Annotated in this window: 16 protein-coding genes, 5 tRNA genes and 1 pseudogene; 11 read left to right on the forward strand and 11 right to left on the reverse strand. The window is 40.1% G+C overall.

The window, feature by feature from the left end; translation table 11 throughout:
• Positions 1 to 59 precede the first annotated feature (59 nt).
• The gene (ponA, locus tag J671_RS09895) at positions 60 to 2618 is read left to right on the forward strand and encodes a penicillin-binding protein PBP1a (RefSeq protein ID WP_031982123.1); all 2559 of its coding nucleotides are present in this window, start codon (positions 60 to 62) and stop codon (positions 2616 to 2618) included.
• An 18-nt stretch (positions 2619 to 2636) separates the two neighbouring features.
• On the opposite strand, the gene J671_RS09900 is transcribed toward ponA, so the two are convergent.
• The 9 genes from J671_RS09900 to J671_RS09940 all read right to left on the reverse strand — a co-directional run bounded on the left by J671_RS09900 (position 2637) and on the right by J671_RS09940 (position 12211).
• Positions 2637 to 3461 carry a putative RNA methyltransferase gene (locus J671_RS09900; protein ID WP_086223555.1) on the reverse strand — a complete coding sequence of 275 codons (825 nt, stop codon included), beginning with the start codon at positions 3459 to 3461 and terminating at the stop codon, positions 2637 to 2639.
• A gap of 2 nt (positions 3462 to 3463) precedes the next feature.
• The gene (locus J671_RS09905; protein ID WP_031982126.1) at positions 3464 to 3796 is read right to left on the reverse strand and encodes a hypothetical protein; all 333 of its coding nucleotides are present in this window, start codon (positions 3794 to 3796) and stop codon (positions 3464 to 3466) included.
• 59 nt (positions 3797 to 3855) lie between these two features.
• Complete coding sequence (mraY, locus tag J671_RS09910; RefSeq protein WP_002051726.1) at positions 3856 to 4974, reverse strand: phospho-N-acetylmuramoyl-pentapeptide-transferase; 1119 nt, start codon at positions 4972 to 4974, stop codon at positions 3856 to 3858.
• Positions 4975 to 6375: a UDP-N-acetylmuramoyl-tripeptide--D-alanyl-D-alanine ligase gene (locus tag J671_RS09915; RefSeq protein WP_031982127.1), complete on the reverse strand. Its 1401-nt coding sequence runs from the start codon at positions 6373 to 6375 to the stop codon at positions 4975 to 4977.
• Positions 6376 to 6383: 8 nt separating this feature from the next.
• Entirely contained in the window at positions 6384 to 7883 is a 1500-nt protein-coding gene (locus J671_RS09920; protein ID WP_031982128.1) for a UDP-N-acetylmuramoyl-L-alanyl-D-glutamate--2,6-diaminopimelate ligase, read from the reverse strand.
• A 3-nt stretch (positions 7884 to 7886) separates the two neighbouring features.
• Positions 7887 to 9719, reverse strand: coding sequence for a penicillin-binding protein PBP3 (gene ftsI, locus J671_RS09925; protein ID WP_002051677.1), 1833 nt, complete (start codon positions 9717 to 9719; stop codon positions 7887 to 7889).
• Between the two features lie 11 nt (positions 9720 to 9730).
• Positions 9731 to 10063, reverse strand: coding sequence for a cell division protein FtsL (locus J671_RS09930; RefSeq protein ID WP_002051754.1), 333 nt, complete (start codon positions 10061 to 10063; stop codon positions 9731 to 9733).
• Positions 10063 to 10986 (reverse strand): 16S rRNA (cytosine(1402)-N(4))-methyltransferase RsmH, encoded by a 924-nt coding sequence (rsmH, locus tag J671_RS09935; protein ID WP_031982130.1) that lies wholly within the window; start codon positions 10984 to 10986, stop codon positions 10063 to 10065. The genes J671_RS09930 and rsmH overlap by 1 nt, the downstream gene beginning before the upstream one ends.
• Before the next feature lie 226 nt (positions 10987 to 11212).
• Positions 11213 to 12211, reverse strand: coding sequence for a sulfate ABC transporter substrate-binding protein (locus J671_RS09940; protein ID WP_031982132.1), 999 nt, complete (start codon positions 12209 to 12211; stop codon positions 11213 to 11215).
• Positions 12212 to 12612: 401 nt separating this feature from the next.
• Here J671_RS09940 and J671_RS09945 point away from each other — a divergent pair, with 401 nt between their 5' ends.
• From J671_RS09945 to J671_RS09985, 9 genes are all read left to right on the forward strand, one after another.
• Complete coding sequence (locus tag J671_RS09945) at positions 12613 to 12912, forward strand: hypothetical protein (RefSeq protein ID WP_031956437.1); 300 nt, start codon at positions 12613 to 12615, stop codon at positions 12910 to 12912.
• Between the two features lie 117 nt (positions 12913 to 13029).
• On the forward strand, positions 13030 to 14538 hold the full coding sequence (gene gltX, locus J671_RS09950) for a glutamate--tRNA ligase (protein WP_002051704.1): 1509 nt from the start codon (positions 13030 to 13032) through the stop codon (positions 14536 to 14538).
• A gap of 57 nt (positions 14539 to 14595) precedes the next feature.
• Positions 14596 to 14671: transfer RNA gene (locus J671_RS09955), tRNA-Ala, on the forward strand.
• Between the two features lie 25 nt (positions 14672 to 14696).
• Positions 14697 to 14772 (forward strand) — tRNA-Glu (locus J671_RS09960).
• 131 nt (positions 14773 to 14903) lie between these two features.
• Positions 14904 to 16322, forward strand: coding sequence for an amino acid permease (locus J671_RS09965; protein ID WP_031982134.1), 1419 nt, complete (start codon positions 14904 to 14906; stop codon positions 16320 to 16322).
• Between the two features lie 116 nt (positions 16323 to 16438).
• Positions 16439 to 17323 (forward strand): hypothetical protein, encoded by an 885-nt coding sequence (locus J671_RS09970; RefSeq protein WP_080660957.1) that lies wholly within the window; start codon positions 16439 to 16441, stop codon positions 17321 to 17323.
• 134 nt (positions 17324 to 17457) lie between these two features.
• Positions 17458 to 17533, forward strand: a tRNA-Glu gene (locus J671_RS09975).
• A gap of 28 nt (positions 17534 to 17561) precedes the next feature.
• A tRNA-Glu gene (locus J671_RS09980) sits at positions 17562 to 17637 on the forward strand.
• Between the two features lie 28 nt (positions 17638 to 17665).
• Positions 17666 to 17741: transfer RNA gene (locus J671_RS09985), tRNA-Glu, on the forward strand.
• Positions 17742 to 17833: 92 nt separating this feature from the next.
• Here J671_RS09985 and J671_RS0104360 read toward each other — a convergent pair.
• Positions 17834 to 18781, reverse strand: a pseudogene (locus J671_RS0104360) (hypothetical protein).
• 274 nt (positions 18782 to 19055) lie between these two features.
• Here J671_RS0104360 and J671_RS09990 point away from each other — a divergent pair.
• Positions 19056 to 19394, forward strand: a complete 339-nt coding sequence (locus J671_RS09990) for a membrane protein (RefSeq protein ID WP_031982136.1) — start codon at positions 19056 to 19058, stop codon at positions 19392 to 19394.
• A 19-nt stretch (positions 19395 to 19413) separates the two neighbouring features.
• On the opposite strand, the gene J671_RS09995 is transcribed toward J671_RS09990, so the two are convergent.
• Positions 19414 to 20370 carry a cation diffusion facilitator family transporter gene (locus tag J671_RS09995; protein WP_002051646.1) on the reverse strand — a complete coding sequence of 319 codons (957 nt, stop codon included), beginning with the start codon at positions 20368 to 20370 and terminating at the stop codon, positions 19414 to 19416.
• Positions 20371 to 20467 lie beyond the last annotated feature (97 nt).

Raw genomic sequence — 20467 nt, forward strand, 5'->3', positions numbered from 1 at the left:
TCTAAAGGCTATACTGACCACAATTAGTTTGTATTCGATCTTATTAAAGCTTACTTATCATGAAAAAGCTATCCAGTTTGGGCTTCGTGCGTCCAATTTTTTTGATCATTATTATTATCTTAGTCTCACTTCCGATGGGATTTTATGGCATGTATCTCTATATTGCCCCAACCCTCCCGGAAATGAGTTCACTAAAAAAAGCACCGCTTTTAAAGCCCTTGCAAGTCTATACAGCCGACAACCAACTTATTGCTGAGTACGGTGGTAAACTTTCTATTCCTGTTGAATACAAACAAATTCCTCCTACGTTTATTCATGCATTCCTAGCAGCAGAAGATTCTTCTTTCTTCGAACACAGCGGCATTAGCTTTAAAGGTTTAGGCCGTGCTTTAAGTGAAAGTGTTACTGGGTCTGATGTGCAAACAGGTGGTTCTACCATCACAATGCAGGTTGCAAAAAACTATTATTTAAGCCCAGAAAGAACTTTAAAACGCAAACTAACCGAAATCTTTTTGGCCCGAAAAATTGAACAAAACTTATCTAAAGAAGACATCTTAAGTCTTTATGTGAATAAGATTTTCTTGGGTAAAAATGCTTACGGTATCGCAGCTGCTGCAAAAATTTACTATAACAAGAGTATTAATGAGCTCAGCATTGCTCAAATGGCTATGATTTCTGGCTTACCGAAAGCACCATCTAAATACAACCCAGTGGTTAACCCAGAACGGGCACTTGAACGCCGCAACTGGATTTTAGGCCGTATGTTGCAGCTCGGTTATATTTCTCAAGCAGAGTATCAAAAGGCAGTTGCAGAGCCGATCAACTTGAATATGCCCAACCGTGACCTAAATAATATTCACCCATATGCAGGTGAAATGGTCCGCTCAGAGCTTGTAAAACACTTTGGTGAACAAGCAATTGACTCAGGCTATAAGGTTTACACGACCATTAACGCCCAACGTCAGGCTATTGCAGAAAAATCTGTACAAGATGGTTTAGAGGCTTATGACCGTCGTCATGGCTGGCGTGGGGCAGAAGCACATGACAAACCATTAAGCCAATTTAGAGCTTATGCCAATACCTACCCTGCAGAAGTGACTAAAGTAAATAACAACTCTTTTGAAGCGTTAATGCAAGATGGTTCAACAGTCACTGTGCAATGGTCTGGCATGTCATGGGCCCGCCCCTATCGCAATGCAAATAGCGTAGGTGGAGCACCTTCACGTGCATCTCAGATTGTTAAGGTTAAGGATATTGTTCGTTTACGTCCAAATGAAGCTAAAACTGCATGGTCGTTAGTTCAAGTACCTAAAGTTCAAGGTCAGCTTATCGCAATTAATCCAAATGATGGCTCCATTGAAGCAATTGTTGGTGGTTATAATTTCTATCAATCAAAATTTAACCGTGCTTTACAAGGCTGGCGTCAGCCGGGTTCGACCATCAAACCATTCCTTTATGCTTTAGCATTAGAACGTGGTATGACACCTTATAGCATGGTCAACGATAGCCCGATTACCATTGGTAAGTGGACACCAAAGAACTCTGATGGCCGTTACCTAGGTATGATTCCATTACGCCGTGCTTTGTATTTGTCTCGTAATACCGTCTCTGTAAGACTTTTACAAACTGTAGGGATTGAACGTACTCGTCAGTTATTCATGGATTTTGGTTTACAAGAAGATCAGATTCCACGTAACTACACCATTGCTTTAGGTACACCTCAAGTATTGCCAATTCAAATGGCAACAGGTTATGCAACGTTTGCAAACGGTGGCTACCGTGTCCAACCACATTTCATTCAACGTATTGAAGATGCATACGGTAAAGTGATTTACGAAGCTAAGCCAGAATATGCATGTATTCCATGTATTAATTCACCTGAAACAACTGAAGATGCACAGGCAACTACACCAGATGATCAAGTTGTTGAAGTGACCAATAAAGAGTTGGAACAGAAAGAAAAGGCGGCCAAACAGCTCAACCTAAAACAAACTGATAAGAATAATAGTCAATATCGTCAAGCTCAGCGTATTTTAAAATCAAGCTCTGCTTATGATATGGCAAATATCTTACGTGACGTAATTGAGCATGGTACAGGTCGTGCCGCACTTAAAATTGGCCGTAGTGACTTGGGTGGTAAAACAGGTACAACGAACGACGCAAAAGATGCATGGTTTGCAGGTTTCAACGGCAAGTTAGTCGCAATTACATGGGTCGGCTTTGACCAACCAACAACACTTGGCCGTCGTGAGTATGGTGGTATTGCCGCATTACCAATCTGGATTAACTTTATGGATCAATCTCTAAAAGGTACTCCAGCTTCTTGGGTTCGTTTAGAAAAAGATGCTCAAGCACCTATTTCTCGTGACAAACAAGCTGTCGTTACAGAAATAGGCGATAAGAAAACATATCGTGCTGCACCACCATTAGCACGTCCACTTTATCGTCCTGCACCACCGCAACCGAAAGCTAACACCAATAATGACTTTGATGACCTACCTGGTGAGGAAATTGTAATTCCATCTAAGGCAGCACCTCCAGCAATGAAGCCTTCACAAGGAACAGCGCCGAAGCGTGACAAAGATGAGTTAGAAAACTTGATTAACCAAATTGAGTAAAAATAAAAAAAGCCATCGTTAGATGGCTTTTTTATTACGCTTTTGAAAAAGATAGATTTGAAAAGATGCTGTCACTTTCAGGTGTGATTGCTGTTCTAATTGCATCCGGCGCTCAGGAGACGCCTTATACGCATAAGGCGTCATAGCGATCAGATTCTTTAAAGCTTCTTGGTCAAGTAATAAAGGAGCATCTATAACTTGCTGTTCTTTCAACTCAAATAAATCTTGCAGTTGTTTAACAAACTTTTGCGGCGTGTGCGGATTAACCTGCTCAAATAGCGCTTCACGCATCGCATACAGATGATCGGTTGCAGGAGTCACAACAATTAAATACCCATCATCTTTTAAAATACGTAAAATTTCTGCTTGTGGAATCGGGCTAAAAAGACTCGTACACACATCTATACTTTGATCAATTACAGGTAAAGTTGCTCCTGTACCGACAACCCAAGTCACGTTGGCATTTAACTTTGCAGCACGTTGTACCGCATTTTTTGCAATATCTACACCTATACACTGCTCAACAACCTGTTGCATCGCACTCGTGTAATATCCCTCACCACAGCCAATATCAAGTACAGCTTTAGCTTTAAGATGCTTTAGCAAATGAACTACTGCTTGCTGTAAAGGCTGATAATAGCCACCCTGTAAAAAGGCACGGCGTGCATCTACAGACTCAGGAGTATCCCCGGGATTTTTACTGTGTTTATGCTGTACGACATGTAAGTTCACATAACCTTGCTTTGCAATGTCATAGCTATGACCCTGTTCACACCGCCATGTTTTGTTTACCAGCTCAAGTCGCTGACGACATACGGGGCACATTAAATTTTGCGTAGTCACGTTTAATTATTCTCTTGTTCTTTTTGTTGCAAATAAGCCTTAGCGTGCATTCCAACAAATGTGCGGCCTGCATTTGTTCCAGAAATCCATTCATCTACTTCAAACAAATCAAACAATCCCACTTTAATTAAAGTTGGAATTGCGATCTTCAACTCTTCTTCAATTTGCCCTCTTTGTCCCGCATTATAGAGTTCAATATTATGCAGCATTGTCGCGACAGTTCCCGTTTGTACCTGACTACCATCTTTAAGTACAACTTGAGGTAATACTTCCCCATCACTAACCACTTTTTGGTTAATTACAGATAATTGGTCTAGCCCAACAACCTTTGTCATTTACCTCTCCAATAAAAAAGCCAGTAGAAACCGGCTTTATATTGACACCAAAATAAGTTCTAGCGCAATTTTAAGGTCATTAGGCCTAAAACAACTAGCATAATCGTAATAATCCAGAATCGAATTACAACTTGAGTTTCTTTCCAGCCTTGTTTTTCATAGTGATGGTGTAAAGGTGCCATCAAGAATACGCGCTTATTTCGCATTCGCAACGACCCGATTTGTAGGAATACTGATACAGCCTCCATCACAAAAACACCGCCCATAATCGCAAATACGATTTCTTGGCGTACCATCACGGCAATTGTTCCAAGCATTGCGCCTAGAGCTAAAGCGCCCACATCACCCATAAAGACTTGCGCCGGGTGTGCGTTATACCAAAGAAACGCCAAGCCTGCACCAATCATAGCAGAACAGATCACCACAAGCTCTGAAGTATATTTCACATATGGAATATGCAAATAATTAGCAAAACGGATGTCACCAGATAAGTAAGCGAATACACCTAAACCTGAAGCCACCATAACCACCGGCATAATAGCTAAACCATCTAAACCGTCAGTTAAGTTAACCGCATTAGAAGCACCATTAATTACTAAATAGGTGAATACAATAAATGCCAAGCCTAATGGAACAATAGAAAGTGGAATTGAAAGATTCTTAAAGAAAGGAATCAATAAATCCAGCATATTTGCTGTGTATTCTGAATTAGATTGTTCAGTTGCAATTAAATATAACGCAATACCAGCACCAAGTGAGGCAATAGAAGTCCAGAAGAATTTCTTACGTGCAGGTAAGCCCGCATTATCTTTATAGCGAATCTTAATCCAGTCATCTGCCCAGCCAACCGCACCGAACACAACCATTACACCAAGTACAATCCAAACATAAGGGTTAGATAAATCAGCCCACAATAAAGTACTAATACCAATTGAGAGTAGAATTAAAATCCCTCCCATTGTCGGTGTACCCATTTTTTTGGCATGATTTTCAGGAGCAAATGAACTTACTGCCTGACCGTATTTTAACGCTTGTAATTTACGAATCATGATTGGTCCGAGAACCAAACCAATGGTCAGTGACGTTAATACACTGAGTAAAGAACGTAATGTTAAATAACGAACAACCTGAAACGAACTGTGATAGCCCGCAAGTTGTTCAAACAACCATAACAGCATTTAAAGTTTCTCCATCAAATCAGCCATCAACGTTTCCATATGAGTAAAGCGAGAACCTTTAAACAGGAAACTCATGGACTGGGGTTGATGTGTTTGGATTAGATTGATTAAAAATGGAAGCGCCTCAGCTTGAGTCTGAAATGCTTTCAATTTAGTAGAATGAAGGCCTGCACCTTCGAGAGCTGCTGAGGCAAACTGCCCAACTGCAATAATATGATCTAAAGGAAGCTGAGCGAGATCGTGACCTAAATCATGATGTTCTTGCCAACTACTATCGCCAAGTTCCCCAATATCCCCCATCACCATGACTTTAATGCCATTTTGTTGAAGTAATACTTGCGCCGCAGCTCGCATAGATGTTGGATTAGCGTTATAAGTATCATCAATAAATAAATGAGGCACTTTTTGAATAAAGTTCAAACGGCCTTTCGCACCTTGTGCTTGCTCTAATCCTTTTACAATATCGTCTAGGCTAACACCTAATGCCAAAGCAAATGCTACTGCAGCAGTTGCATTTTGCACATTATGCTCACCTGCAAATGGCAGCCTTACAAAACTTGAACCTTGAGGTGTATGTAACTGGAAATTGGCAGATTGTGGCAACAATTCAATCTCTGTAGCAAAGACATCACCACCAGTACCAAAACTCATAATTTGATGACTTTTTGCTGCTTCACGAATCTCGGTAGTAAAGTCATCTTGTTGCGGAACAATAGCAACGCCCTGAGGTAGAATATGACGATAAATTTCTGATTTAGCACGGCAAATACCATCGCGACCACCGAACTCACCTAAATGAGCAGTCCCAATATTTAAAATGCCAGCGACATGCGGTTGAACAAGTTTTGATGTGTAATCAATTTCACCTTGATGATTTGCCCCAAGTTCCATCACTGCATATTGATGTTCCTTGCGAAGCTCAAGCAGCATCATCGGCACACCAAGGTCATTATTTAAATTGCCTCGGGTAATCAATGTAGGGGCTAAACGAGATAAGATGCTTCCTAGCATTTCTTTAGTGGTGGTTTTACCGCTACTTCCCGTTAAAGCAATAACTTTCAATTGAGCATTTTGTTCACGGCGATACGCACCAAGTTGCCCTAAAGCCAAGCGAGTATCAGCAACTACAAGCTGAGCAATGTTTGCATCTATAGGTTGCTCAACAATAGCGACTTGGCAACCATTTGCAGCGACTTGCGCGACAAAATTATGCGCATCGAAACGTTCACCTTTTAATGCTAAAAAGGCATCCCCACTTTCTGCATGACGCGAGTCAGTCAAAATACGTTTAATTTCAGTTTGAGGGATCTGGTCTTTATGCCAGTAACCCTGTGTTGCCTGTTGTAATTGTTGAGCTGTCCACGGTTCCAAAGGCACGGTACTGGTGGTTGAAGTATGCATAATTTTTCCTATTGTGCAGGGTAAGCAGCATCTACCGTATGATGTTGTGCATCAATCGCAGAACGCACTTCAACCACATCATCAAACCAGTGACGCACACCATTAATTTCTTGATAATTTTCATGACCTTTTCCGGCAATCACCACAATGTCACCAGCTTGAGCATGCTGTGTAACAAATTTAATTGCTTCACGACGGTCATGAATTTCATGCATACGATGCCCTGAAAAATCTATTCCTTGCTTCATATCAGCAAAGATTTGTTCAGGGTCTTCTGTTCTTGGGTTATCTGAAGTCAGAATAACCGGATTTGCACCATCTAAAGCTGCTTGAGTCATGAGTGGGCGCTTACCACGGTCACGGTCACCACCACATCCAAATACAGCCCAAAGCTGATTCGAAACGTGACGCTTTAATGTTTTAAGCACTTGAATCAATGCATCGGGTGTATGCGCATAATCCACCACAAAAAGTCGCTCACCATCACGAATGACCTGCATTCGGCCTGGTGCGCCAATCAGTTTAGGAACAAAATTAACTAATGCTTGTAAATCGAAACCAGCTTGCTCAGCAGCGATCAGCGCCGCAATCAAGTTTTCAACATTAAAATGACCTAATAATGGACTTTCTACAGCAAATGAACCTTGCTGCCCCACTAAATTAAAGGTTGCACCCGCCAAGCTATAGCTTAAATCGGTAATATAATAATCGGCCGTATTTTGAGTAAGCGAATAAGTCAAAATTTTAGGTTGCGCTGGATTATTCTTCGCCGATTTAATCATTAAATCTGCATGTGCATCATCTAGATTAATCACAGCAACTTTTAACAAATTAAACTTGAATAAACGAGCCTTTGCTTCTGCATAAGCTTCTAGCGTGCCATGATAATCGAGGTGATCACGACTTAAGTTACTATAAACAGCAATTTCAATATCACAACCATTTAATCGGCCCTGCTCAAGACCATGCGAACTCGCTTCTAAAGAAGCAAAAGTTGCGCCGTGCTTAGCATAAGCATGTAATTCATTTTGTAACTGCAAAGCATCAAGAGTAGTATGTGTAGAAGGCGTTAAATCCGGCAAAATACCATTACCAGTCGTTCCCATCACCGCACAGCGCTGCTGTTGCGAACTAATTAACTCAGCAATTAGGCGAGAAATAGTCGTTTTACCATTCGTACCTGTTACAGCAATAATCCGTAATGGTTTAACCGTATCAGTTTGTTGTAAATAACGTTTTTGCCACTCACCCATACGCTGACGCACATCAGAACATACCCACTCATTCGCTACACCTAATTCGGTTTCACTAATTACAGCAAGTGCCCCATTTGTTAAAGCTGCTTCAGCAAATGTGCGTGTTTTTTCAGGTTGGCTATAACTGGTCAAGGCAATAAAAATTTGGCCAGCTTCTACTTTACGACTATCTAAATTAAAGCCATGAAATGGCTGTTGAGGCCATTGTGCATCAATCTCGATTGGATTAATTTCTTGAAAAGAAACAGTCATAGCTTACCTGCGAATAGGATTTTGTGGAGTATTAAGTGGCTTATCAAGCGGCACGTTCATTAAACGTAGTGACTCTTGCATAATACGAGCGAAAACTGGGGCAGCAACCAAACCACCGTAGTAACGACCTTGTGGATTTTCCACAACCACAATAACAGCTAAACGCGGATCACTAATTGGTGCAACGCCGGCAAATAAAGCACGATATTCACTATTTGAATAGCCTTTACCATCAGCACGCAATTTATGAGCAGTACCTGTTTTACCGCCTACTCGATAGCCTGGAATATTGGCTTGTGTCGCTGTACCACCCGGCATAGTCACTTGTTCAAGCATTAACAAGACTTGATCAGCAATTTTCGGGTTAAGAACTTGCTCCCCTTTAGGTGCCTGATCTAATTTATGCAAGCTTAATGGCATTTTGACGCCATGATTTGCAAGCATGGCATAGCCTTGTGCCAGCTGAAGAATAGTTGCGTTTAGACCATAACCATAAGCCATGGTACCAATTTGAGAAGAGTTTAATTTATTTACAGGAAGTACTAAACCAGAACTTTCCCCTGGGAACTTCACAGCAGAACGCTTACCAAAACCAACACGATTAAAGAAGGTCGGTAAGGTCTCTTTTGGAAGTGATAATGCAATTTTTGCAGAGCCCACGTTTGAAGACTTAATAATCACACCTGTTACGGTCAAAGCCCCATAGTTATGGGTATCACGAATAGTATGCCAACCTAAACGCATTGAACCAGGAGAGGTATTTACAATCGTATTTGGTGTGTATTGACCAGTTTCTAATGCAGCAGAAATAGTAAATGGCTTCATGGTTGAACCCGGTTCGAACATATCGATCGCACCACGGTTACGCATAGCATCTTTATTAGACAAGCCATTCTTATCATTCGGGTTATAAGATGGCCAACTGGTCATTGCCAAAATCTCACCCGTTTTAACATCAACCGCAATAGCCGTTGCTGAACGTGCATTATTCGCAACACCCGCTGCGGTCAATTCGCGATACATAATGTACTGTAAACGAGAGTCGATACTTAAAGTGATATTCTCACCCGGCTCGCCCTCACGAATCACCTCAGAAACTTTTAAACGATTACCACGCTTATCACGAATAATTTTTTGTTCGCCATCTACTCCAGAAAGCTGCTTATTCAACTGCATTTCTAGGCCTTCAACACCTTGACCCTCACTATTAGTCAAACCAATAATTTGGGCATTTGGTTGTGGCTGCGGATAATAGCGTTTGTAAGTTTTTTCTGCATAAACCCCTTGGAAGTTACCTTTCATAATGAGGTCAGCTTGTTGCGGCGGTACTTCTTTTTTCAAAACTAAATAACGAGAACGCGGACGCGCATTCATCTGTTTCTTAAGGTCAGCACGATCAACACCGACCACATCGGCAAGCTCATCTAAGTTTAAATTTTTATCTGGTAATTGGCGTTTTAATTTACGATTTTTTGGATCTTGTTTTAGTTCAGCCGAAATTTGATCATATAAATGTTTAGTTTCAAAATAATCACGTGGGTCCATCACAATTTTCATGATTGGACTACTGATCGCTAAAGGCACACCGTGGCGATCACTAATTACACCACGCATAGCTTCTACACGTTCAGTACGCAAAATATTGGCATTGGCTTTATTTTGTAAAAAGTCCTTATTAATGATCTGAACATAAAATGCACGTGCAATTAATACCACAAAACACAGGAGCACCACTGCCCAGAGCAGATAAAACCGCCACATATCAAAGGCAAGACTTGGTTTTTCCGAAATAGACTGCTGTTTTTTTCGTGTTTGCTTTGTTCGCTTATCTACCATACAGCAAGGCCTTACTTATTTTGCTCTGAGGTCATCGGTAAAGAAATTACCACCGTTTCTGCAGCCGGTGGCGAAAACATTCGTAATTGTGTCACAGCACGCGTACCAATTTGAGCAGTCGCACCAAATGTTTGTTGCTCAATCAATAAACGTCCCCATTCAGCATTGAGGTCATCACGTTCACGCATATAAGAGCTTAACTCTCTATAATCATGACGATATTCAAATACTTGCAATACCACCATCATGGCACTGATGAAAACCAACGCCACCATGACTGTATATATCACAACTTTTTTGACCACTTTATTTTCTGTGGTTTCGATTTCATCACTGCTTTTCATTACGCGCCTTTTTGTTCCAAGCGTTCAGCAACCCGAAGCCATGCACTACGTGAACGTGGATTCGCTTTTACTTCTTCTTCACTCGCACGAACCCGTGAAATTTTCTTTAATCTTCTCGTATCAACCTGCTGTTGAGGCATCCCCCAACCAGAATCTTCTGCAAGCGTTGATTCTTTTTGAATAAACTGTTTAATCAACCTGTCTTCAAGCGAATGGAAGCTGATCACAGACAAACGTCCATTTGGTTTAAGCAAGTCTACAGCTTGCGGTAAAAACACTTCAATATCATCTAGTTCTTTGTTAATAGCAATACGAATAGCCTGAAAAGTACGTGTCGCCGGATGCTTATGTTTTTCCCATTTTGGATGAGCTGTTTTTACAAGTTCAGCCAGTTGTGCTGTCGTATCTAATTTTCCAGCTTGTTTAATTGCTTTAGCAATACGTCGACTATATCGTTCTTCACCATATTGATAAATGATATTCGCCAACTGTTCCTCTTCAATTTCAAGTAACCATTCAGCAGCAGTCAAACCTTTAGAGTTATCCATACGCATATCTAAAGGGCCATCTTGCATAAAACTAAAGCCGCGTTCTGCCTGATCTAATTGAGGAGAAGATACGCCTAAGTCTGCCATAATTCCATCGACACTTTGCACCCCAATTTCCTGCATTTTTTCTTTTATATCAGCAAAACTTGCATGAATAATGGTAAATCTCGGGTCTTCTTGTGCTAAAGCGGCTGCAACTTCTAGAGCCTGAGGATCTTTATCAAAGGCATATACTCGAGCGTTTTCATCGAGTTTCGACAATAATAAGCGTGTATGCCCACCTCGTCCAAAGGTTGCATCGATATACACCCCAGTTGTGCGATCTGCCAATAAGCTTTCAACGGTCTCAAAAAGTAAGACAGAAATATGCGACATAGGAGTTAAATCATAGCGTAAAAATGTAACTGTACATTATCACCTTGTTTACGATGAACACCAAACGGCTTTTTGTAGGAAAATATTAATTTTTCATAGAGAAAACCGTTTTCTTTGCATTTTTTAAGCAAAATAAAAAAGCAAGCTCACCTTTTCAGGTTCACTTGCTTCAATATTAAAAGTTTAAGTAATTTTTAAACGGCTACTCTAGCTATATTTATCTCTACTATTTCCCTTCATAAATCTGATCGAAGATGGCTCCATTGGCAAAGTGAGTTTGCTGAGCTTTTGCCCACCCACCAAAAACATCATTAATCGTAAATAATTTAATTTTTGGAAATTGTGCTGCATATTTTGCAGCGACCTGAGGATTACGTGGTCGGAAGTAATGTTTAGCGGCCAACTCTTGTCCTAAAGGTGAATATAAAAAGTTAAGATAGCCTTTTGCCAAGGTACGGTTACCGTCCTTGTCGACTGTTTTATCTACAATCGCAACAGAAGGCTCTGCCAAAATTGAAATGGATGGATAAACAATTTCATATTTATCTTTATCAAGCCCTTTAGTTGCCAATAATGCTTCATTCTCCCAAGAGAGTAGAACGTCTCCTATTCCGCGCTCAGCAAATGTAGTCAGCGAGCCACGTGCTCCAGAATCTAGCACTTTGACATTATGATAAAGTTTTTTAACCAGCTCTTTTGCTTTGGCATCATTTCCACCCGGCTGTTTTAAAGCATATCCCCATGCAGAAAGATAAATCCAACGCGGCGCTCCCCCCGTTTTCGGATTAGGCGTAATAATTTCAACACCAGGTTTAGTTAAGTCATTCCAATCACGAATATTCTTTGGATTACCTTTCCTAACCAAAAATACAACCGTAGATGTATAAGGTGCCGAGTTATTAGGAAACTCTTTTTGCCAGTTCGGTTGGATATATCCGGCTTTAACAATTTCATCGATATCATTCGCTAAAGCCAAGGTCACCACATCTGCTTGAAGGCCTGTCGCTACAGCTCGAGCCTGTTTCCCAGAGCCACCATGGGATTGTTTAAAATCAACGTCCTGACCTGTACGTTGCTTCCAGAATTTTCCAAAAGCCTGATTATATTCTTGATAAAATTCACGGGTTGGATCATAAGAAACATTTAAAAATGTAGTCGCAGCCTGTACTGCACTTACGGCTAACCCCATATATGTAGCGACCGTAATTATTGCTATTCTTTTCATTTATAAAAACCAATTTCATTTTTAAACTATACTATATTTTTATGTTTTCATTTTTCCATCAAATACTTATAACAATTCAAGGTTTACTAATCACTTTAAACGATATAAATTTTGCTTAGTTTTTATTCATAATTTCGAAAAGTTTTGTAATTATTCTTATAGTTTATTTATAGTCTTCACTTTATCTACACATTAATTTGTTAAATAATGAGACGTAATGGATACAGATAGGCTACTTTTAAAAGATACCAAGGTGAAATAAAGGTGTTTTTTGTAAAAAGTGTGACATAGTTCTACTTTTTTATTAAAATTTATGTTTGAATCGTAGCGTTACCGTAATTTTACATTTGGTTAAACTCAAAAAATAGACGAAATGTACGTACTGAGGGGATGAGTAAAAAATGAAAACTAAGTATGGAAAAGCTTTGAGTTTGGGTTTGGTGCTCAGTTTTGCATCACAATTATCTGTTGCCGCAGCACTCAAAGATACACCGAGCAAAAGCGTTTCGGACCGTCAGTCTTCGCTTATTGAAAAAGCGCTAGACCAACAAAAACGCAATACTATAGCCTTACCATCTACAGATGATGAGCTAAAAGTACTTAACACTATTCGTGTGACACCTACTCAAAATTTTCTTGCTGCACAGCATGAACGTTTTTCACGTTTTGTTCAGGCCATCTTCCAGCCACATACTTCTTAATATTTGAAACGGCCCCTCATCGTTTCAAATTAAGCCCAGTCTGCCGTTAAATAAAAACGTCAGAATACTGGGCTTTTTCGTTATAATAGTTTCAATTTTTATTTTGACCCATTATCTATGAAAGTTCGTACTCGTATTGCACCTTCTCCTACTGGTTTCCCTCATGTTGGTACTGCCTACATTGCCTTATTCAACATGTGTTTTGCGAAACAACATGGCGGGGAATTTATTTTAAGAATTGAAGATACAGACCAACTTCGCTCTACACCAGAATCTGAAAAAATGATTTTAGATTCTTTACGCTGGTTAGGTTTAAATTGGTCTGAAGGTCCAGATGTGGGTGGCCCACACGCGCCTTATCGCCAATCAGAGCGTATGGGAATTTATAAGCAATACGCGTTAGAACTTGTTGAAAAAGGCCATGCTTTTTACTGTTTCGCTACAGCAGAAGAACTTGATCAAATGCGTGCCGAACAGCAGGCTCGCGGTGAAACACCAAAATATGATGGCCGCGGTTTAAAGCTTTCTCAAGAAGAAGTAACTCGCCGCCTAGAAGCAGGCGAACCTCATGTCATCCGTATGAAAGTTCCAGAAGAAGGTGTATGTAAATTTAACGACTTACTCCGTGGGGAAGTAGAAATTCCTTGGGCACAAGTCGACATGCAAGTCCTTCTTAAGACTGATGGTTTACCAACTTACCATTTAGCAAATGTCGTTGATGACCATTTAATGGAAATCACTCATGTATTACGTGGTGAAGAATGGCTTCCTTCTGCACCGAAGCATCAGTTGCTTTACCAATACTTTGGTTGGGAAATGCCAACACTTTGCCATATGCCATTGCTACGTAATCCAGATAAGTCGAAGTTATCTAAACGTAAAAATCCAACATCAATTAACTACTACCGCGATATCGGCGTTCTGCCAGAAGCCTTACTCAACTATTTAGGCCGTATGGGCTGGTCAATGCCAGATGAGCGTGAAGTATTTACCCTGCAAGACATGATGGATCACTTTGATATTCAACGTGTATCTTTAGGCGGCCCAATTTTCGATGTTGAAAAACTCAATTGGTTAAATGGTCAATGGATTAAAGGTTTAACACCAGGCCAGCTACTAGACCGTTTACTTACTTGGAAGAGTGACCGCAATACATTAGAAGATATTGCTGCTGCAATTCAACCGCGTATTAATTTACTTTCTGAAGCAGTAAATTGGGCTGGTTTCTACTTTAACCATATGCCACAAATTACAGCCGAAATGTTTGAAAGTAAAAAATTGACTCAAGAACAAGTTCGCCAAAGCTTACAATTTGCTATTTGGCGTCTTGAAAGTCAGTTTACCTGGAATAATGACACGGTTAGCCAAACCTTAATGGACTTGGCAAATCAAATGGGTATTAAACTACGTGATTTTATGCCTGCTTTCTTTATCGCAATTGCTGGCTCAACCAGTTCAACACCAGTTATGCAATCAATGGTTACGCTTGGTCCAGATTTAACCTTTGCTCGCTTACGACATGCATTAGAAATTGTTGGTGCACCGAGTAAAAAAGAGGTGAAAAACTGGGAAAAGCTCAATGAAAGCTTAAAACTGCCGAAAAATGAAGCAACTAGCGAAGCTTAATTCATTTTTTTGTTGACGTGTGGGCGCATTCACCCTAATATTGCGCTCACACAAACTGGGGCCATAGCTCAGTTGGTAGAGCGCTACAATGGCATTGTAGAGGTCAGCGGTTCGATCCCGCTTGGCTCCACCAAGATCCTTTGTGTTTGCCTCATCAAGTCCCTATCGTCTAGAGGCCTAGGACATCGCCCTTTCACGGCGGTAACCGGGGTTCGAATCCCCGTAGGGACGCCATTTTCTATTTTAAAAATTCCTTTTAAAGACTCTATCGTCACCTTCCTGTCTATTCTTTGACACCTTCTTGATTGCACATTTGTCTATTTTATCTAAAATAGCGTCTTTCTTAAATTCTCTCAATGTGTAATATGCAGCCATCTGACAATCAACTAGATGCTCAGCATCAGAACAGTACTGCACCTTTAAAAAGAGCCATGAGTACTCGCCACCTTGTGATGTTATCGCTAGGCGGTGCAATCGGTACTGGTTTATTTTTGGGTTCAGGGGAAGTCATTTCACAAACTGGACCTATTGGCGCAATTATTGCCTACATTCTTGGGGGTGCAATTGCTTACATGGTTATGCTCTGTTTAGGCGAGCTGGCTGTGCACATGCCTGTTTCTGGCTCTTTTGGTGCATATGCCCAAAAGTACATTAGTCCAAGTACAGGCTACATGATTTCATGGATGTATTGGCTAACATGGACAGCAACGCTAGGGACCGAATTTACCGCCGCTGCCCTACTCATGCAGGAATGGTTGCCGCAAATTTCAATGTGGATCTGGACACTTATTTTTGCAGTGACGATTTTTGGGCTAAATATTAGTTCAACTCGAGTATTTGCTGAATCTGAGTTCTGGTTAGCGCTTGTTAAGGTTGTTACCGTTATTGCCTTTATTGTGCTTGGGTTATTAGCCATTTTTGGTTTAATTCCTTTTCATGGCGCTCAAACTGCTCCTCTGTTTAGTAATTTAACAGCCCAAGGCTGGTTCCCACACGGTTTCCTCCCTATCTTTACTACCATGCTGATTGTGAATTTTGCGTTCTCTGGGACAGAACTAATTGGTGTGGCTGCTGGTGAAACTAAAGATCCTGCACAAAACGTCCCTAAAGCGATTAATGCTGCAATCTGGCGCCTTCTTATTTTCTTTGTCGGTACCATTATTGTGATCAGTGCATTACTCCCTTTCCAGCTTGCAGGCTTAAGCAGTGAAAGTGTAAGTAGCAGTCCTTTCGTTACTGTATTTAATTACATTGGTATTCCATATGCAGATGATATCATTCGTTTTGTAATTATTACTGCACTGCTCTCAGCCGCCAATTCGGGTTTGTATGCCGCTTCACGCATGATGTGGTCTTTATCAGAACAAAAGCTTCTTCCAAGTGTATTTGCCAAGCTTTCAAAAAGTGGGACACCTATTGTTGCTTTAGTAGTCACCATGTTTGGCGCAATCCCAGGTTTGTTATCGGAACAGTTTGCACCTGAAACCATCTTTAAAAACTTACTCGGCGTTGCAGCTTTCACCATGGTTATTGTCTGGATGAGTATCTGTTTAAGTCAGTTCAATTTCCGTAGACACTGGTACCGAGCTGGACATACGGTTAAAGATTTAAAATATGCTGCACCATTATTTCCTATTGTCCCAATTTTGGGTTTTCTATTCTGCTTTATTACCTGTTTAAGTATGGCAGCAGACCCTCAAATGCGAGCAGGTTTTGTAGGTTGCTTAATTTTTACGGCTTTATGCTATATCAGTTATTTTATTTTTTATCGCCATAAGGCCTAAGTGCTTGTAATTAAAAAGTGTAGCAAAAAGCTACACTTTTTTTTGTTTAGATACTGGCTTTATAGAATCTACCGTTGTAGATTAAAATTTATATTAAAAACAATTCCTTGTATACAATGAAAATTATATTTATCCATGGGATGAATCAACAAAATTACACAGCACATCGTTTAAAAGAGCACTGGCTAAGAGTCTTTAAACTGGGCTTAAAACAATTGCACTGTAGAGTTAATTTAAGAGATTTACATATACACATGCCTTTTTATGGCGATTTAATGACGAAATATCAACTCTCTAATCAATTAGATTTAAACACCTTACTTCCAAAATCCTTTAACTTTCATTTGCCTATTCATTTACACTCACAAGCCAACACACCTAAGGAACATACTCCTTTTGTGCCACATCTTCCTCTTTCCCCCGATCAACCCACAGAAAGCTTATCAGAACGTTTATATCTGACTTCACAGTTAGTAAAAGATCGCGTTCTTAAAGAAATGGTGGTTCTTTTAAATAATTTTCCTAAATTACATGAGAGCTTAATTCAACAATTCTTGATTGAAACTTACATGTACTTATCTAATCCTGATTTTATGTACGAAGTTCATCAAAGAATTTTAAAACAAATGCATGATGATGAAGATTGTATTGTAGTCGCTCACTCTTTAGGTTCCGTGATCGCATTTCACTTGTTATCAGACCCGGCTTATCACTTTTCAGTACAACGCTTTGTTACCTTAGCTTCACCACTTTCTTTTCGGGTGATCCAAAGTAAACTCCCTATTCCGATTGAACGACCAAAATGCCTCAATGGCGATTGGTATAATTTCTACTCAAAAGATGATTTTTTAACAGCTTTCCCATTAAGTGAAGCACCTTTTAATTTCACTCCACCAATTATCAATCAAGAAATTTTTACTTTTGCGAACCAACCCCATGAAATTGTAGGGTACTTACAACACCATGCAGTCATCAAAGCAATTATTGAACCTTTTCAATAAAAATTAGCCATAAATGCCTATATTTTCTACAATTTGAGTTATTTTTAAGCGCTTGAATGTTTTTTTTAATATTTCTTCAGAAAACTATTTGACACTTTTATTAAATCGACCTAATATACGCCCACCTCTGAAACGTCCCTATCGTCTAGAGGCCTAGGACATCGCCCTTTCACGGCGGTAACCGGGGTTCGAATCCCCGTAGGGACGCCAATATTTTTCAGATGTATGCCTCATATAAGTCCCTATCGTCTAGAGGCCTAGGACATCGCCCTTTCACGGCGGTAACCGGGGTTCGAATCCCCGTAGGGACGCCAATATTTTTCAGATGTATGCCTCATATAAGTCCCTATCGTCTAGAGGCCTAGGACATCGCCCTTTCACGGCGGTAACCGGGGTTCGAATCCCCGTAGGGACGCCAAATTCTAAAAAGCCACTGCATGAAGACAGTGGCTTTTTTCTTATGTACGCAATAAAAAAGCTGATCATCAATCAGCTTCTCATTTATATAATTTAATTCGCAATTCCAACTTGGACTTCAAGACGACCTGATTGAACCCGTAGTCCTTTTATTTCGAATTGATCTACCAGTTGCTGCACAAGCTCCCGGCTTTCCCTCAAAATATTGAGTCCCGGTAAAATACTAAAGTCTGTCAAGCTTAAAAGTTTTTCTACCATCCATGAACGGTTGTTAATGAAATCAATAAACCCTGCCTGTTCAAGGTCAATAAACCACATACGGTGACCATCACGTTGAATACCCGGAATATCACGAATCAAATGATTAATCAGTGATGGTATAGGCAACATGTTAATGACTTCGAAACCTACTCGTCCGATACGACGGACTGCCCAATTCGACAATGTTCCACCATGTCGAATTTGTACATCTAGGCTTTCATCCATTTGACGTAAACGTAAGAATTTTTCTTGCCCAATACGGCATTCCAATACCCGAAAATCTAAACTCAGCCGATATAGGAAACGGTGATAGTGCCCATCGATTTCAACCTGAAACCGATCATTGCCACATTGAACTTTAATATCATCAATTTCTGACCGATCTATTCATTTACGAATTTGGCTATTTAACAGCATTTCAGGCAAATATAAATTCAGCGTACTCTTACCTAGAAAAGTACGGGCCATAATTAACGCAACCTGACGCGCAGTTTCACTGGTTTCAGAGACCATATCTCTAACAGTTCCTGCTGCCAGATTGGTCATGCCAACGACTCCACGCTTTGTATGAGTTGTTACATGGTCTAAAGCATCTAAGGCTGCATCTGCAACCTCTGCAAGATTACGTGTCGTATCACTAGCAAATCCGACGGCATCATGAGCATGTTGCAAGGTCTTATGCAGCAAACGGCGTGAGAATGACAGTTTTATAGGGTCAGGGTTCCCTGAAACTGTTGATGTCGTTATAGGCTCCGACTTATTGTCATCTTCTTGACCCAAGTCCCTCTCCTTTTTATATTTCTTTCGCATCCCATTAATCAGCTTTTCAGCTCATTTCCAGTGTTGAACACACTTGGTTTTTATCTAGATTAGCATGCTCTGCGGTACTATTTTAACTTTTATGTGTACGCATAAATCATCATTTTTTCATATATGCTTGTTTCAAAAAAGTATTTTTATATCTAACTTTTATGTCACTTTTTAAAAGCCCTACAATTTTTTTCCTTTCTTTGCATTTCCGTTAGAATAGATTCAAATTTAATGTGGAGCTGTCATGCAATATCGTTGCCCTCAATGTCAAAGTGTTAAAATTATGCCAGTAAGCCAAGGTGTTAACAGTGCCAAACCTGTTGTGCCTAAGAGCTTAGTGATTTTAGTTCCTGCCATTTTTGTACTATTACTCTTGGTTGTAATTAGTATTTTTATGTGGATTTTTGGCAATGGTGCAGGCACTTCTCTACAAATTGCAACGGTCGTTGTTTTTGTTGTGACTCTAGGGGCGGGGGTTATGTTCTGGCGTGATTTGCCGGACTTTAAATTGTCTATGCAAGCATTTATGCAGTCACAAAAACATTGGAAATGTCGTGACTGCAATCACGAATGGGAAATTTAAAAAAAGTATTCACATCAGCTTAGTGCTGATGTGAATGTTCTTTATCAGTCTCATCATGTTCATGTGAAGCATGTTGAGCGATATGCTGACAATTGATCTCGGCATCATCTTCAATTTGCAATGTCACTTCGCCAATACCATGCTCATGAGAAAGCATTTCAACAGCATCTTGATAGAGCTTAGTACGGTCAGCTTCAGGCGCAAATAAGTGCACAGTTAAATGAATGTTTTTAGAAGTAATCGCCCATACCTTGAGTTGGTGAATACTTTCAACACCATTTAAAGACAATAAATCTGCACGTAACTTTTCGATATCGACTTCTTCAGGTACGCCTTCGAGCAAAATATTAATACTTTGTTTCAGTAAAACCCAAGTTCTTGGTAATACCCAAAAACCAATCAATACCGCAATAATCGTATCGACCCAGTACCAGTTGGTGAAGTAAATCACAACTGCACCAATAATAACGCCAACCGAGCCTAGTGCATCACTCAACACCTCTAAATAAGCACCTTTCACGTTTAAGCTATTATTGGCACTCGACATGAGGATTTTCATTGAGATAAGGTTAATCACTAAACCAATGGTTGCCACAATGAGCATACCCACACTTTGAATTTCAGGCGGCTTAGAGAAGCGAATATAAGCTTCATATAAAATATAAATTGCCACTACGAACAGCATGAGCGCATTAAATAATGCAGCCAAAATTTCAAAGCGCTGATAACCAAAAGTACGTTTATTATCGGCTGGACGCTTCGCAATCTGAATTGCAATCAGAGCAATTGCCAGAGCAGCGGCATCGGTAAACATATGCGCAGCGTCGGAGAGTAATGCCAAACTTTGTGTAATTAATCCAGCAACGACCTCAACAATTAAAAATGTTGAAGTCAGTGCTAAAGCAATCATTAATTTCTTAGCATTACCTTCAGTCACTACAGCATGACTATGATCATGACCATGTTGTCCACCCATTTTGCGGACTCCTTATTATTTATCTTTATGGTGAGGTAAAGATAACGATGGAAACATCACTATCTTTACCTCTTTCAAACACTTTTTTGAATTGACG

The organism is Acinetobacter sp. 1130196, assembly GCF_000588095.1.
GTDB lineage: Bacteria > Pseudomonadota > Gammaproteobacteria > Pseudomonadales > Moraxellaceae > Acinetobacter > Acinetobacter nosocomialis.